The 16,995-nt window shown below is 43.9% G+C and carries 14 protein-coding genes; all 14 read left to right on the top strand.

What is annotated here, in order from left to right; genetic code table 11:
- The first annotated feature begins 220 nt into the window (after positions 1 to 220).
- On the top strand, positions 221 to 739 hold the full coding sequence (locus Q0R52_RS18110) for a YceI family protein (protein ID WP_295796753.1): 519 nt from the start codon (positions 221 to 223) through the stop codon (positions 737 to 739).
- Between the two features lie 29 nt (positions 740 to 768).
- Positions 769 to 990, top strand: a complete 222-nt coding sequence (locus Q0R52_RS18115) for a 4-oxalocrotonate tautomerase family protein (protein ID WP_295796755.1) — start codon at positions 769 to 771, stop codon at positions 988 to 990.
- A gap of 1 nt (position 991) precedes the next feature.
- Positions 992 to 1,726, top strand: coding sequence for an SDR family oxidoreductase (locus Q0R52_RS18120; protein ID WP_295796756.1), 735 nt, complete (start codon positions 992 to 994; stop codon positions 1,724 to 1,726).
- Between the two features lie 73 nt (positions 1,727 to 1,799).
- A complete protein-coding gene (locus Q0R52_RS18125; protein WP_295796758.1) occupies positions 1,800 to 2,180 on the top strand; it encodes a nuclear transport factor 2 family protein in 381 nt (126 codons plus the stop codon).
- Between the two features lie 16 nt (positions 2,181 to 2,196).
- Complete coding sequence (locus Q0R52_RS18130) at positions 2,197 to 3,282, top strand: nitronate monooxygenase (RefSeq protein ID WP_295796759.1); 1,086 nt, start codon at positions 2,197 to 2,199, stop codon at positions 3,280 to 3,282.
- Between the two features lie 4 nt (positions 3,283 to 3,286).
- Positions 3,287 to 4,126: an SDR family NAD(P)-dependent oxidoreductase gene (locus Q0R52_RS18135; protein WP_295796761.1), complete on the top strand. Its 840-nt coding sequence runs from the start codon at positions 3,287 to 3,289 to the stop codon at positions 4,124 to 4,126.
- A gap of 93 nt (positions 4,127 to 4,219) precedes the next feature.
- Complete coding sequence (locus Q0R52_RS18140; protein WP_295796763.1) at positions 4,220 to 4,828, top strand: trimeric intracellular cation channel family protein; 609 nt, start codon at positions 4,220 to 4,222, stop codon at positions 4,826 to 4,828.
- A 173-nt stretch (positions 4,829 to 5,001) separates the two neighbouring features.
- Entirely contained in the window at positions 5,002 to 5,778 is a 777-nt protein-coding gene (locus tag Q0R52_RS18145; RefSeq protein ID WP_295796765.1) for a LytTR family DNA-binding domain-containing protein, read from the top strand.
- Positions 5,779 to 5,826: 48 nt separating this feature from the next.
- On the top strand, positions 5,827 to 8,763 hold the full coding sequence (locus Q0R52_RS18150) for a two-component regulator propeller domain-containing protein (protein WP_295796766.1): 2,937 nt from the start codon (positions 5,827 to 5,829) through the stop codon (positions 8,761 to 8,763).
- Positions 8,764 to 8,916: 153 nt separating this feature from the next.
- Complete coding sequence (locus Q0R52_RS18155; protein ID WP_295796768.1) at positions 8,917 to 10,773, top strand: hypothetical protein; 1,857 nt, start codon at positions 8,917 to 8,919, stop codon at positions 10,771 to 10,773.
- A 37-nt stretch (positions 10,774 to 10,810) separates the two neighbouring features.
- Positions 10,811 to 12,562 carry a hypothetical protein gene (locus Q0R52_RS18160; RefSeq protein WP_295796770.1) on the top strand — a complete coding sequence of 584 codons (1,752 nt, stop codon included), beginning with the start codon at positions 10,811 to 10,813 and terminating at the stop codon, positions 12,560 to 12,562.
- An 11-nt stretch (positions 12,563 to 12,573) separates the two neighbouring features.
- A complete protein-coding gene (locus Q0R52_RS18165) occupies positions 12,574 to 13,461 on the top strand; it encodes a hypothetical protein (protein WP_295796772.1) in 888 nt (295 codons plus the stop codon).
- Entirely contained in the window at positions 13,461 to 15,011 is a 1,551-nt protein-coding gene (locus tag Q0R52_RS18170) for an OmpA family protein (protein WP_295796773.1), read from the top strand. Before Q0R52_RS18165 ends, Q0R52_RS18170 begins: the two co-directional genes overlap by 1 nt.
- A 393-nt stretch (positions 15,012 to 15,404) precedes the next feature.
- On the top strand, positions 15,405 to 16,928 hold the full coding sequence (locus Q0R52_RS18175; protein ID WP_295796775.1) for a glycoside hydrolase family 32 protein: 1,524 nt from the start codon (positions 15,405 to 15,407) through the stop codon (positions 16,926 to 16,928).
- The last annotated feature ends 67 nt before the right edge of the window (positions 16,929 to 16,995 follow it).

The following is a 16,995-nucleotide window of genomic DNA, read 5'->3' on the forward strand; positions in this document are numbered from 1 at the left end:
GATTGCGCAATTCAAACAGATACTTACGAAATGACGATAATTTGATTGAAACGCCGAGGGGTTTGCAAAGTGCTTTTCCGCAATTGCATGTTAAAGAGAAACACGCACTAAAAGTGACCTACGTCACATAAACTGATCCGCGTTTCAAATGTGATATAGGTCACGCAGGTGCCTGCAGAATGGTGCCGTACTTTGTGTTGTAATTAAAAACATAAAGAAAATGAAAACTCAAAAATTTGAAATCGTAAGTGCTCAGAGCAATATCGACTGGGTGGGCAAAAAAGTAACCGGCGCCCATAATGGTACCATAGCTGTCAAAGAAGGCGACCTCATTTTGAATGATGGTAAACTTACCGGCGGTAAGTTTACTATCGACACAACGTCTATAAAAATACTGGATGTAACCGATCCTGCTACCAATGCGCAATTCTTCGGTCACCTGGCTTCGGACGATTTCTTTTCAATTGAAAAATACCCTGAAGCATTTTTGGATATCACCTCAGTTTCGGGCAATCATGTTGAAGGCGATCTGACCATCAAAGGTATAATGCACCCGGTTGCTTTCGACGCGGCCATTAATGTAAATGGCGACCTATTAACCGCAACAGGCAAACTGTTGGTTGACCGTACCAAATATGAAATGAAATTCCGCTCGGGTAATTTCTTTAAAGATCTGGGCGATACCCTTATCTACAATGATTTTGAACTGAATGTAAATGTAACCGCCAAAGCTGCTTAAAAAGCAGTTTTAGCACAAAAACTAAAATCATGCCATACGTGAAAATAGAAGTAACCCGTGAAGGTGTTACAAGAGAGCAAAAGCAGAAACTTATTAAAGGAGTAACTGACTTACTCAGTGATGTGTTGAATAAAGACCCGCAATTAACTTTTGTAGTAATCCAGGAATATGACCTGGATAACTGGGGCCATGCCGGGGAACAGGTATCGGTGTTAAGAGAAAAAGGTATAACTGCTGAAAGAAAGAAATAAAATGAAAACGCAAACAATAATAGTTACCGGTGCATCATCGGGAATAGGAAAAGAAGTAGCCCGGCACTTTTTAGCGAACGGCGACAACGTGGTGATCAACTCATCAACTGCTGAAAAATTGGAACAGGTTTACCAGGAATTAGGCGCAGGCGAAAACCTGGCGATGGTAGTCGGCGATGTAAGTGATAAAAGAACCGGTGAACAACTGGTTGCTACTGCCATAACAAAATTTGGCTCGGCAGATGTACTGGTAAACAACGCCGGCATATTTGAAACAAGGCCATTCCTCGAAGTAGACGAAGCTTACCTCGACCGCTTTCTGGATACAAACCTGAAGGGTACCTTCTTCACCACACAGGCTGTTATTCCGCAAATGCTTAAGCAGCATGATGGCGTGGTGATCAACATCGGCACCCCTTTGGTTAATCACGGACTTGGCGGAGTGCCTATTACCGCACAAATGGCGTCGAAGGGTGCAATACATGCGCTTACTATACAACTGGCGGCAGAGTTTGGAAAAGATAACATCAGGGTGAATACCATTGCCCCAGGTACTATCCGCACCCCAATGCATGGTGACAAGGCCGACCAAACCGCTGGCTTACATTTGCTGAACCGTGTTGGCGAAGTAGAAGATATTGCACAAATGGTTTTTGCCGTTGCAAAAAGTAATTTTATTAACGGAGCCATTATCAACGTTGATGGAGGTTTCGGAGCGGGGCACAACCTGAACTAAACTGAAAACGTTTTTATGAACCGCTTTTATTACCTGCACTTAGCTCGTGATAAAAGCACAAAATTCAAACAAAATGGAAAATAATCAGCAAGATTCAGCAGCAATTACAGATGTGCTGGAGAATCATTATTTCAAAGGAATTTATGAAGGTGATATCAACGGGCTGGTAAATGTTTATCATTCCGGCACTTTACTGTTTGGTGATGTTAAGGGGCAGCCTTATGCCAAAACCCTGGATCAGTACCTTGAGGGTGTTGCCCATCGCCAAAGCCCGAAAGATTCAGGCAAATCATTTAAAGGAACAATCATTTCTATTGATGTGGTTAACTCCATAGCTGTTGCCAAAGTACATGTTAAAATGTACGACTTTAACTATGACGAATTCCTGTCGTTCCATAAAATTGATAACCGCTGGCTTATCGTTAATAAAATGATAAGCGACGTGGCCGAATAAATTAAAAATTAGCATTATGTGGTATCAAACAAAAGCATCCGAAATACTGGGTATCCAATATCCAATCCTGCAAGGGCCGTTCGGTGGCAACCTGTCATCTGTTGAACTGGTATCAACAGTATCAAACGCAGGCGGGCTCGGTGGATACGGGGCCTACACCTTAAGCCCGCAGGAAATTATAGAGGTAGACCGGCAGATTAAAGCGGCCACCAATAAACCCTACAATATTAACCTGTGGGTTTCGGATACAGATGCGGTGGACGGTACAGTTTCCGACGAGCAGTTTAAACAGGCGCAACAATTATTCAAGCCTTATTTTGATGAACTGGGGATAGCCCTGCCCGAAAAACCTGCGCCGTTCAAAACCCGTTTCGAAAACCAGGTGGAAGTGATACTGCACCAGCGCCCGCCGATATTCAGCTTTATGTTTGGTACCCCGTCTGCTGATATTCTTGAACAATGCCACAGGCTGGGCATTGTCACCGTTGGCGCAGCAACCACGCTTGATGAAGCCATCGTTTTGGAATCGGCCGGGGTCGACATGATCATCGCCTCAGGTTTTGAGGCCGGAGGGCATCGCCCATCGTTCCTTGCATCGGCCGAGTCGTCAACAATCGGGACGTTTGTACTACTGCAATTAATTAAAGAAAAAGTAAAAACACCGGTTATTGCCGCAGGTGGTATAGCGAATGGAAAAGGTGTTGCCGCAGCACTGGCCCTCGGCGCAGATGCTGCGCAAATTGGCACTGCTTTCCTGGCTACCGATGAATCCAATGCCACGGCTATCCATAAACAAATGCTGTTTTCTGATGCGGCTAAACACACTACATTATCCAGGGCATTTACCGGACGATTAGGCAGGGGAATAACCAACCGTATTGCAGCAGACTTAATCCATAAAGAAACCGGCTTTCTGCCTTTTCCATTACAAACACAGTTCATGTCGTATTTACGAAAAGCGGCTATAGAACAGGAAAAATGGGATATGATATTGTTCTGGGGAGGCCAGGTTGCACCGGTGCTGAAACATACAAAGTCCGCTGAGCTGATGAAAACTATCATCGAAGAAACCACGGCCTATTTTGATCATTTAAAAGCTTAAAACCATGAACACTTCAAAAGTATGGTATGTAACAGGGGCCTCCCAGGGATTGGGACTCACCCTCATAAAAAAACTGCTTGATAGCGGGTATCGAGTTGCCGCAACCTCCCGCGACGCGCACACATTGAGCCACGCGGTAGGTTTGATCGACAGCGATCGTTTTCTCCCGCTGGCCGTCGACTTGACGAACGAGGATTGTATTGACGAATCCATACGGCAAACGCTGGCAGCATTCGGGAGGATCGATGTGGTTGTGAATAATGCCGGCTACGGAATGGCCGGAACAGTAGAAGAAATAACCGAACAGGAAATCAGGAACATTTTTAACGTAAATGTATTCGCAACCGTTAATGTGGTAAAGCGTGTGTTGCCGGTAATGCGCAGCCAACTATCCGGCTATATTATAAATGTTGGCTCGGTGGCCGGTTTTGTAGGCGCTCCCGGGTGGTCGGTTTACTCGGCTACAAAAGCTGCGGTGGCTGCCTTTTCCGAAGTAATTGCGCTGGATGTAAAGGGATTTGGAATCAAGGTTACCGTAGTTGAGCCATCAGGCTTCCGGACAGGCTTTTTGACCGAAAGCTCACTTGCAATAATTACCTCTAAAATTGAGGGCTATGAAGCAGTAAAAAATACACAGGACCGATACCTGTCTGCAAACGGGCAGCAACCCGGAAACCCAGGCCGCGCGGCCGAAATATTCATGGAATTAACTGAAAGCCAAGACCCACCGATGCACCTGTTCCTGGGGAATGATGCCTACAACAGGGCCTCAGGCAAACTAACCGACATGGCTGCCGAATTGGAACAATGGAAAGCTACAACTATCGGGGCCGATTTTAAATAACGGCAGTTCAATAACCTGGCACAAAAGGAAAATGGGGAAATAACGGGCATTTGCAATTGATGCTTTGAATAACGTACGTTTGCATAACAAGCCATGCATATTCCATTTTCCTTAATAATTGAAATCCTGGGTACAATCGCGTTTACAATTTCGGGCGTATTTTCAGCTATGCAGAAAAAACTCGACTTGTTTGGTGTGCTGATAATTGGTTTTGTAACAGCAGTGGGCGGCGGCACTATCCGCGATGTACTTATCGGCAACACGCCGGTTACCTGGATGAAAGATATAATTACCCCCTTAATTATTTTAGGCACGGCCATTGTTACCATCTGTTTTAAACAGCTTGTAAAGAATTTAAAGGTTACACTGTTCCTTTTCGATGCCCTTGGGTTAGGCCTCTTCACGGTGATCGGGATACAAAAAGGATTAGACGCAGGCCTTAATCCCGGTATCTGTGTTGCACTTGGAACCATTACAGGTTGCTTTGGCGGTGTATTGCGCGACTTATTACTAAGCCAGATTCCGGTGCTTTTTCAAAAAGAGATATATGCTACCGCTTGTATTATCGGCGGTACGGTTTACGTCATATCTTTAAGTTTTATCAATCAGCAGTTTGCCGAGGCTATTGCTGTTATACTTATTTGCGGCATCCGCATTTTTGCGGTGCGATTGAACTGGAAATTGCCCTCCATTAAGATATAAATGAATTTACCCGCGGCATTGGCGTCTTAGTTTAAAACGTTACGTGATTTTAAAATATAATCCGTTTACTCACCCATATTTTACCACAAACAGCCAATGCCTGTTGTTACGCAAAGGCATATTTAATGGCTGATTAAATATGTACCTTTAAGCAAATATATAATGAATAGGGCATGTTAAAAGCACTGCTGGTTGATGATGAGGCCAATAACCTGGCGAGCCTTGAGTTTTTATTGATGCATGACTGTACAGGTGTAGTTGTTACAGGCAAAGCACGCAGTGCAAAGGAGGCCCGTGAATGGTTAAAACAGAACGATGCCGATGTGGTTTTCCTGGATATCAACATGCCGGGCGAAGACGGCTTTCAATTTTTAAAAAGCTTAGGCATACCGAATTTTAAAGTGGTTTTTGTAACGGCTTATAACGAATATGCTTTACAGGCCATTAAGGCAAGTGCAGTTGATTATATCTTAAAGCCGGTAAATATTGACGAGTTGCAAAATGCAGTTGAAAAAGTGAAGCGTTCGGTTAACAACCCCGCAGCGAATGAGCAGCACCAGCAGTTGCTTCAACATCTGTTAACAGCAGTTAATAAAAAAGCCCCGCCCAAAAAAATCGCCCTGCCACAGTTGGGCAGTATTAGTTTTATCGAGGTCGACGATATTGTATCGTTGCAGGCCGACAGCAACTACACCATCATCCACATGGTAGATATGCGAAAATTGGTTATAAGTCGTACCTTAAAGGATTTTGAAGATCTGCTTGACGAGAGCCAGTTTGCACGGATTCACAAATCGTATATAGTAAACCTGCGCTACATTAAAGAATACAGCACCATTGATGGTGGCATTGTAAAAATGAGTGATGGCAACCGCTGGAGCATCAGCCGGCGGCAACTGGATATATTTTTGGAGAAAATGAAAACTGCCAGCCTGATGTTTGGTAAATAAAAGAGCTCATAATCATGGTATTACGCACCGTATAATTATCTTTAAACTATGCGGATTTCATTTTTATTGCAGCTTTTTTTATTTACAACTACCGTATGTGCTGCCCAGCAGCAAAAATACTCCGCATTTACGGTAAATGATGGGTTACCAAGTAACTATGTTTATCGTGCCATTGAAGACAACAAAGGATTTTTATGGGTGGCAACCGATGCCGGCATTGCCAGGTTTGATGGCAAGCATTTTCAGGTTTTTACAATTAAGGATGGTTTGCCTGATAACGAGGTGCTGGCCGTAGTAAAAGAAAAAAATGGCCGGATATGGGTGAATTGCTTTAAGCAAAGCCCGGCTTATTTTGACGAAGTTAAAAACAAGTTTATTAATGCAAAAGAAGACAGCCTGCTGGCTAAAGTAAAAGAATCTACCGGAACCATGTATTGCTTTGCTTTGCAAAATGGCGGGGTAATGTTTAATGACAGTAAAGGCTCGTTTATTTTTAAGGATAAAAAACTAATCAGTTATTCCATTGCGAGGCGGAAAGACTTTTTTATTAAAGACAATGGTGATGGCACCCGCCTTGAGTCGGGAACTGTTCTGTCGGGCGAAAAAAATAAATTCCAAACGGCGATATTCCTGATACGGGGCAACACCGTTTTAGACAGTGTAATTATTCGTGTCAACAGCACCATGGATAACGTTACGTTTGGGCTTAACGATGGGAAATTCTACTTTTTAAGCGCTTTGATCGGCAAGTGCTACATTTATAGCGATTTTTCATCAAGTCCAATCCGTTTCCGGATAGATTCGGTAGCGCCACCTGAACTGTTCGTTAATTTTGAATTTACCGACGAGGGATTTTACCTGTTGGGCGCTTCGGGTAAACTTTACCTTTATAACAAAAAAACGTTACAAATGGAATCTGAAGTGTCCGGCAACTACCTGCCTAATTCGATGTACAAGGACCATAGCGGAAATATTTGGGTATCTACCATTGACAAAGGATTAGTGGTTTATAAGCGAAAACAGTTCGGCTCAATTGAAATGCCGCGAGGGTTTACACATACCGATTTTTTAAGTGTTGCCCGTAAACCAGACGGCACCATATTGGCTGGAAACTTTTATGGCGAAGTTATTGAAAGCCATAAAAACATAATAACCAATCATATAATTGCCGGGCTAAGCCAGGTAAACCGTCAACGCAAAATATTATTATCGCAGGGTAAAACCTTCACGTTTTCTGAAACCAATGTCTATGAAAATTACAAGCCAATTGGAAGGTTCGGCAAAACCGCAATTAACTATAGTGATAGTGTCATCATAATAGGACAATCCCGCACAATGATAAAACTGAATACCGTTACGGGAGAATTTACCAATTTAAACGGCCTTAAAAAAAGGGTTACAGCACTAACTAAAGCTGTTGATGGCGCGGTATATTTTGGGTCGACCGATGGACTATACAAATATAACTACTCAACAAATATACCTACTGTACTTACAGAAAACAGCCCGCTGCTGCGCGAAAGGATTACGGCACTATGTGCTACTCCGGATGGCCTTGTATGGGTGGCTACATCGGGCAGTGGCGTTGTTGTATTAAAAAATGATAGGGTGCTGTTTCAAATAGATGAAAAAAAGGGTATTGTTAGTAATGTAACCCGAAGCATAACAATCGGGAAGCCGGGCCAAGTATGGCTTGGCACATCAGCAGGGATAAGCGTGATCAACTACAAATTGCTCCGCAATAAATTGCCGTTTACTATTCAAAATCTTACCGAACACGACGGGTTGGCCAGCAACGTAGTAAATGAGATGCTTTATCAAAACGATACTGTGTACGCAGCAACTGGCAAAGGTATTGCGGTTATACCTGCAAATGTTTCTATTCCCCAATTTAATATTCCGGTACAGGTGATACGGCTGACTGTTAACCAGCGAGATACTATTATTAAACCGTTTTATAAATTAGCATATACGCAGCAAAATGTGCAGGTACAATTCGCTGCTATTGAATTAAGCGGCCATTTTAAAAACCTGCAATACAGGCTGGACAAAAATGAAAACTGGACTAAACTTAATGAAAACACATTAACTGTTCAGCTTAACAGCGGAAACCACCTGCTAATGGTTAGGGCCGTTGACGTAAATGGAAATATCAGCAACAAAATACTTACCCTTAAATTTAATATTGCAACACCTTTCTGGAAGGCGATCTGGTTTTGGGTAGGCATAGCCCTGGTAGCGCAGGTAATTATTATTTACCTGGTTAACCGGCGTCAGAAGAAAAGGAAAGAAGACAAACTGGCGAAAGAAATTGCAGGTGTGCAAACGGCTGCGCTCGAGCAGCAGGCTTTTACTTCGTTAATGAACCCGCACTTTATGTTTAATGCGCTAAACAGCATTCAACATTATATCAATTTGAGCGATAGGCGTAACACCAACCGTTATCTTAGCGACTTTGCATCGCTTATCCGTAAAAATTTTGAAGCAGCCCAGCAGTCGTTTATTCCTCTGGAGCAGGAAATAGAAAATATAAAAATATATCTCCGTTTGGAGCAGATGCGATTTGACGACAGGTTTGTTAACAAAGTAAACGTTGATGAAAACCTGGATGTTGAAGAATGGGTGGTGCCCACCATGATTTTACAGCCGCTTTTAGAAAATGCATTGTTGCATGGCATAATGCCATCTGCCATTGACGGGATGGTAACCATTGAATTTACGGAGTGTGACGGTAATTTAATAATAACAATTACCGACAACGGTATCGGTGTAGCCAACAGCATAGCGCTGAAGGACACTGGTACCCATAAAAGCCGCGGGATGGAACTGATAAAAAAACGAATTGCTGCCTTAAGCCGTTTCGGTAAACAACCAATTACTATTTCAATAAGCCCGGCATTTGAAAGCGAGTCCAACCCCGGTAATAAAATAGTCCTGCTCATCCCCAGCCAACTTCACCAGGCCTGGGTAAAGGCACAGCGGTGATTACCGCACACTCACTCATACTGTTCTCACAATCAATAGCTTCACGCATTTAAGCGGCGGCGGTTGCCTGGATTTATCATTACAGGTACTTTAATATCGATTTTTAAATTATTCAAACAATTACCCTCTGAGAAGAGGCCATAAAAGCCTGCAATGAAAAAATTTATCGCAATTATATTCACTGCCCTTTGCGCAAGTGCCTTTGCACAAACAAACCCCATAACAGCTATTAACATTACGCTTCCGGCAAACCCTGATAGGAACGTAGCAAATTGGGGAACCGGGACTTCATTGCTGATGATTACAGCCAGCGCAAAATCAGCAAACGGGCGGATAGACCCAGCTATTGAAGAAAGTAGGCTACTGGTAATCATCAAACAAAACGGCAAAACGGTTTGTGGGGCTTACACTAAAAGCACAGCGCCGCAAGCTGGGTTTAGTACCTTAACAAAAGCTTGGAGCGGCGGCAATGCAGCTTCTTATTTGGGGAAAGACTGCGCACTGGCACCTGGCGATTACGAGCTGAGCGTACAGTTTTTTGGTAACGGCGCTGCTGGGCCAATTCCGCTAAGTGACGAAAGAATAAAGCCGTTTACCATAAAGGGGAATGATCAGCAAGCTTACCAGCCCCCGCAACCCAGTTCGCCAGCAAATGGCACTTCGTTGCAGGAAACCGACATAAAGAAACCTATTACCTTCAGGTGGACACCCGTAATTCCCAAACCCCAGGAACCGGTAACCTACCGCTTAAAAGTCTGGCAGCTTATGCAAGGTCAAACTGGCCCACAGGCTATAAAATCAAATCAGCCAATCTTCACTAAAGATGTTGACAACATTACCCTGGCAATTATTACAAATATAACAGATGGGCCCTGCAAGCCGCCTTTAATGTGCGCTTTTGTGTGGAACGTACAGGCACTAAACAGGGAAGGAAAGCCTGTTGTGTCAAATAATGGAACAAGCGAAATAAGTGGCTTTAAGTTTGATATTTCGTCAAAGGCAGATGTTGTCCGCGGTAATATTTTTGGCGATGGAAATGCGCTTGCTAACTCTTTGCCGAAGGGTCGCTTGCCGGCAAACGGAGCCACAATAAAGTCGAATGAGTTTCCGAAATTCACTTGGGAGGGAGGGAATTCACTGTATAAATTAAAGATAGTTGAGATAATAGGGAACCAGTCGCCGGATAACGCGTTTAGAACCAATAAGCCCTTTTTTGAAAAAGACAGTTTGAATGAACTAACCTTTCAATACCCACACTCGGCTCCGGGTTTTATCGCGGGAGAGCGCTATGCCTGGTATGTACAGGCTTTGAACCGTGACGGGAAACCAGTTGGGGGGAATAACAGCATAGGTGAATCACTTGTCTTTAAGGTTGCCGGGGGAAAAACAGAACACCCGATAGGTAATCCAAATCTTCATCAAAATCCGGGTTATTTAACAAAGGCTGATAACAAAGGTGAGCCGGGTTCGCCTGTTGCCCCAGGGAAGCAGAAAAACGAGGACGCTAATACCGTAATGGGTGCTGTAAGTACCACCCGCATGGTTGTAGCAACCGGGCAGGCAACACAAGGCATGGCCATCACCGGCATTGATATCACTTTACCCAATAACCCCAATGCCAACACCATTAACAGTGCAGATAGTTTTGGCGGTGGGGCAAGTAACCAGGGAATCGCAAATAATATTGTTATTGGAACCATTTGCCGGCTGGTTAACGGGCGGGTAGATCCTCGTATTGAAGAAAGCAGGATACTGGTATTAATAAAAAGGGATGGAAAAAAATTATGCGGCGCCTACACCAGCGGTACTGCCCCCGTTGCTGGTCTAACCAGGACTAAAACGATTGGACAATTGAGTACCAGGCCCTCAACAGGCATTGCAAACTTTTTAGGGCAGGCCTGTGTTTTGGAGCCCGGCAACTACGAGCTTAGTGTGCAGTTTTTTGACAATAACTACCGCAAAATCACTCCCTTAAGCGATGAGATGACAAAATCATTTACCATTAAATAACAAAGCAAACAGTATCCCGAATATTTATCCGATAAACATGATGAACAATTTTACTAAAATATCGGTGATACTGCTTTTGTTCCTTTCTTTCTATGCAAATGCCCAGGATGAAAAACCGAAGGCTATTTCCGTTACCGGCGATATGGGCGTTTGGTATGAATATTACGGGCTCGACAGGTCGCCGGAATCATCAATTCCAAACTTTTACCATCCGCGCAAACCCTGGAATACGCTGCGTTTTTCATTCAATCCCAATATTTCGGTGGGCAAATGGAGCATTCCATTTAATTTCAACTTTAGCGCACTGCAAAATAATTTTGTTACGCCTGTTGCGCCGGGCAAGCAAAGTGTTTGGCAGTTTTTAACTAATCCGGCAAATAACTTTGGTATCAGCCCTAAAATAGGTTCAACCGAAATATTACTGGGCACCCAAACACTTCACTATAGCGACCTTAGCACCGGCGATGTGGGTGTTTTTGGGTACGGGGTTAATTTAGCGCCCGGTAAATTCAGGTTTAGGTTTTTTAATGGTGTATCGCAAAGGCCGGTTAATTATGTGGCGCCCACCCTGGTACCACCTAATCCCGGTATAGTTGGCGCATACCAGCGCAACCAATACATGGCCCAGGTTGGGATGGAAAAGGAAGGGAAATACTTTGTTGGTTTTAACCTGGTAAAAGCCACGGATAAAATCAATTCCTTAACATCAATACCCTTGCCGCCTATTGAACCGCAGCAAAATGTAATAGTGAGTTTTGTGGCGAAGGCAACTACAGGCGATGGGTGGAATTATTATTTCGAGGTTGGGCAAAGCTATCACACCACCGATTTAAATACCCCCCTTTCAAACGTTGCGGTGCCCGATTTTAAGCCCTTTTTACGCGCACGCACCGCTACTAATAAAGACAATGCGCTGATGCTGGGTATCGCCAAAAAGGGAAGTGATTGGGAAATAGGCGGCAAATTTAACTATTATGGCGCCGGGTATTTTACCGCAGGCTACCCGTTTATGAACAACGACCGAATGGAATACCTGGCAAATACGCGTTTTAACGCCTGGAAAAAGAAGATAAACGTGGTTGCAAGTATCGGTCAACGTTTTGGCAACCTGAGCTTGTTGTCGGGGCCTAATGTTACCAAACAACTAATAGCCAATATTAATGTGTTTACCCAGTTTAGTGACAGGTTTAGCTTAAATACCAGTTTTAACAATTTCGGCTTTAACGCTGCTGATATTTCGGGATATAAAAGCGTAAGCAATGAATTGAGCATCAATCCATCCTATACATGGACTAACACTAAAATGAGTAATTTAATAAGCGCCACCTATACCTGGAGCAAGTATGATGAAACAATAATTATCCCGCCGTCGGTAACAAAAAACAATACCCAAACACTTTTGGTGCTCTATGTACCTACCGTTTTTTCAGCCAAACTTAACCCGGATTTTAGCGTATTGTGGTTCCGGAATACTGCGCCTGCCATTAACTTAACACTACTCACCGCTACGGCCGGCGTGAACTGGAAAATTGATACGAAGTTTAAATTAAAAGGCCAACTGCAGTATAATTTGACAACAACCTCGCCATTTACAGCCAATAAAAATATTTTAATTACCAGTGGATATGACTGGGCACTTTATAAAAAGCTAACATGGCAAATGCTGATAACAATAAACGTATATAAATATGGCACGGAGCTGCCGGGAAGCTCGCTCATCCCACTTTATACAGGCAACCCCGGTTACTTGGAAAGCTCGGTACGAACAGGATTACTATACAGGTTTTAAACAAAAACAGGATGAAAAAATATTACCTATTGATAGCCGTTGTGTTTTTGGTGGCGAGGGTTTCGCAGGCACAAATTACGCTGAACCTGGCCTTGAATAGCAGGCCCCAGGCCCATCTTTCCGACTGGGGCAACCCCGTTAACGGCGTGATGATTATCTCGTATTCGCAAGGTGCGATACAGATTGACCCGGCGATAAAACTTAAAACCACCCTGCTTGATCAAAACGGAAGTGTTGTCGGTGTTTCGAACGTAGGTGCCGAAAGGGTGTATCTGTTAAAACCGGGGGTAAACCAGTTTAGCATAGCCGACGCTTTGCAGCTGCAAAACTTAATGCTGTTTGGGGGCGCAAAAATACAATTGCAGCGAACAGGGCGCTTAGCAGCGGGGCAATACCAGCTAATGATTGAAATAACAAACACAGCCGGGGATTTGGTTTTGACAAAGCAGGGTAAGCCATTTTACGTAACCTCGTACCAGTTGCCCATTTTAATGCAGCCCGCTGACGGGGCCGGATTGGATGCACACATTGCACAAAGTATCATAACCTTTCGGTGGACAGCTTTGGTTCCACACCAGGAAATTCAGGTGTACCGTGTACAGGTATTCGAGATTTTGCCGGGACAAACACCCATGCAGGCCTTCAGGGGCAACCGGCCGTTAGTGGATGAGGAGGCAATAAGGGGTGCTACACAATTTATATGGCACCCAAACCTTGCAATGGTTGACACAACTGCTAACAAAAAATTTATATGGACGGTACAGACTTTTGATAGTGATGGACTCCCGGTTCCAACCGAAGACGCTAACACCCAGGGCAGGAGCGAGCCGGCTATATTTAATATAGTTAACCAACAAGGGACAGTCGATAAAAACAAAAATGATCAAATAAAACAATAATGAAACAGCTGTTGACGGTACTTTTTATGAGTTGCCTGGCCGCCGGAGCGTCCGCACAGGACAGTCTTGGAAGAAAGCCATCCACCTTTGTTTTTCATATGTTTTATAACGACTTTAAAACGGCGCAACAGCTGCGGACCAGTTCATTTAAGAATTTAAAGTGGAGCAGCATCGGCGATATGCAAACCGGGTTTGGGGTAAACTACCTGAAAGGTATAACCCGTAAAATTGATTTTGCAGCCACGCTCGACGGGAGTTATACCGATTACCTATATAAAAATGGCACCACCAATGGGAGCAGCGAGTTTCTATTGGATGCCAATGCCGGGCTCAATGTAAAGCTGTTAACAGACAGGCACCCTGTGGTGCCTTATGTTTTCGCCGGTGCGGGTTTTTCCATCTATAAAGGAAAAAGCGGCTTGTATGCCCCCGTGGGAATTGGCCTGCAGTTTAATTTTTTTAATGAAGCATTTGTATTGGCTAACATGCAATACCGCACGGCGTTATTGCCCGCTGTAAACAATCATTTTCAATACAGCATTGGTATTGGAGCGAGTTTTGGAAAAAAGAAATCAAAGCCCGTACTTCCACCACTGCAAGTTGTTAAAATCGTCACCCATGATACTCCGATAATTGTAAAAGTGCTGGTTAAAAACATCGTGATAACGGTAACCGATGAACAAACAGGTTTGCCCCTGCCTTCTGCTGAGGTATCTATCAATGGGCCGGATGGAAAACTAACGGCAAAGACCGATACTAACGGGCGTGCGGTCTTTAACGATATAAAAGCTGCTGATTATAAGGTAAGCGGTGTGCTGCATGGCGTTGCAACAACAACCCAATCCATTTCGAAAAATAATTTTAATACTGCGGATGATGTAATCAGCATCAATATCACCCATAACGACCCTCGGTTTACATTGCAGGGTGTTGTCATCAATAAAAACACAGGCAAACCCGAAATTAATGTAACGGTAAATTTGGTTAACATAACCCGAAGCAGCAGCACAGATACTTATAATGAGCTTAATAGCGGAGCATTCAGTTTGCAATTGGAACCCAACAGTAATTTCACAATCTCGGGTAAAAAAGGCGGGTTTATTTCGAATATCGAAAAGGTAAGTGCCAAAGGACTAAACCGCAGCACCACTTTATATGTAAAATTGGAACTAAGCATTGAAGAAGCGCTAACAGATAGGACCATTGTATTATCAAATATCTATTACGACAAGGGCAACAGCAAGTTTAGGCCAGCAGCCCTGCCCGACCTGGAAAAGCTGGTAAAATTTTTAAAAGACAACCCCACATTGAGAATAGAGGTAGACTCGCACACCGATAGCCGCGGTAACGCCGCAAAAAATTTAAAGCTTAGCCAGGCCCGGGCGCAGGAAGTTGTAAATTACCTTCAAAAAAGTGGTATTGAAAAAACCAGGCTTATACCAAAAGGATATGGGGCTGCAAAATTAGTTAACGGCTGCATTGTTGGGGTAAAATGTACGGAAGCTCAGCATGAGCAAAACAGGAGGACCGGGTTTAAGGTAATCCATTAACTAATAACGATATAGAATGTTCCAATATTAACAACTTTACCGGCACTACAAAACAATACTACAGGCGGTGGTTATCAATAGTTTTGTCGCGGGTTAAAGGGATAATTATTTCCAGGGCAAGTAAAGAGCAAGCCATTTCTGCCTGGAATCCACTTTCCCAAAAAACGTAATGAGTACCCTCCTATATTGAAAATGTAGATAAACTTCAGCAAGCGCTTGCATGAACAAAACTAAGGCTGATAATGTAAAAAGATAAGAACTCTAGCAGGGGCGACAGTTCTTTTTGTTAACTTGTATAAATTCATAACAGCTTACTGTTTTTCTTTGCTGGCTGGGTATTATTTGCCAGTGTGCAGTTCGATCATCAGTTCAGTAAAATAAACTCATAAAACCATGATAAAGCGTCGCCTAATATGTTTTTTATTGCTCGCGGTTTCCTTTCGTGTGCTTGCGCAGGATGCCACCACGCCAACACCGCAGTGGAGGCCGGTATATCACTTTACACCCGATAAGTACTGGACCAACGACCCCAACGGGCTTATTTACTTTAATGGCAAATTCCAATTGTATTACCAGCACAATCCGCTCGAGAATAAATGGGGGCACATGAGCTGGGGCCATGCCGAAAGCACTGATTTAGTGCATTGGAAGCACCTGCCGGTTGCTATCCCTGAGGTTGTGACCAAAGATACCACGCTATACATCTACTCCGGTTCAGCAGTTATAGACAAGAATAACACCAGCGGTTTCGGCAAAAACGGCAAAGGGCCTATTGTAGCCATTTTTACGGGCGACCTGCCGAAGCAGAAAAAGGAAGCGCAATATATCGCTTACAGCAACGATAACGGGATGTCGTACAAATTGTATGACAAGGACCCGGTTATCGATTTAAACAAACGCGATTTCCGCGACCCTAACGTGTTCTGGTTCGCGCCAAAAAAACAGTGGATAATGACCGTTTCGATGGTGGATGAACATATGGTACGTTTTTACGGTTCAAAAGACCTGAAGAACTGGGAAAAGCTGAGCGATTTTGGTCCGGCGGGATATACCAAAAATGGCTGGGAATGCCCGTCGCTGATACCGCTGCCGGTTGATGGCAATGTGGCCAATACCAAATACGTGCTGTTTGTTTCAAACTTTGGAGAGCACGGCCCGCAGATGCAATATTTCGTCGGCGATTTTGATGGGACCACCTTTAAAAATCTGAACCCGGCGGATAAAATGCTGCGCGTTGATTACGGCGACTGCTTTTATGCAGCCATAGCCTGGCGCGATGCCCCGGCCAACAAAAAAATATTTATGGGCTGGCTGATCAATGGCAAACCTGAAACCTATCCCTGGAAAGGCCAGATGTCTATCCCACGCGATCTTTCGCTAAGAAAAACCGCTGAAGGTATACGCCTGTTCCAAAACCCGACGAGCATCATCACCAGCTCGTTACCGAAATATGCAAAAGGTGCGGCATTAACGAAAAAAGACCTGCATGTCAGTGGATCGGTTGCACTGTCAACTGCTTCAAGGCTAAATAAAAACGCCTGGTGGATTGATGCTGAGATACAACCCGGCAAATCGGCAAAAAGCGGTTTTGTAGTTGCTGCCACCAAAGATGGCGCTAAGAAAATCGAGATTGGCTACGACGCCACAAACAAAGAGATATATGTTGACTGCACCACTGCCGAAGGCGCTAATAAAGATAAGCGCAACCTTGTGCAAACTGCACCGGTTAAAGCTGTAAATGGTATAATACGGCTGCGTATATTGGTCGACAAATCGTCGCTCGAAGTATTTGGCAATGTCGGGGAACAGGTAATATCAACCATGATATATCCTGATAATGATGCGACTTCGCTTTCGGCATTTGCATCGGGGACTGCGGTTTTCAAAACGCTGAAAATATGGGATATGGATAAATAAACCGGCACGCAGGGAAACGCCCATCGTGAAAGCGACAGGTGTCGAATATTTAAAATATACAACTAAA

This window comes from Mucilaginibacter sp. (assembly GCF_025359345.1).
Lineage (GTDB): Bacteria > Bacteroidota > Bacteroidia > Sphingobacteriales > Sphingobacteriaceae > Mucilaginibacter.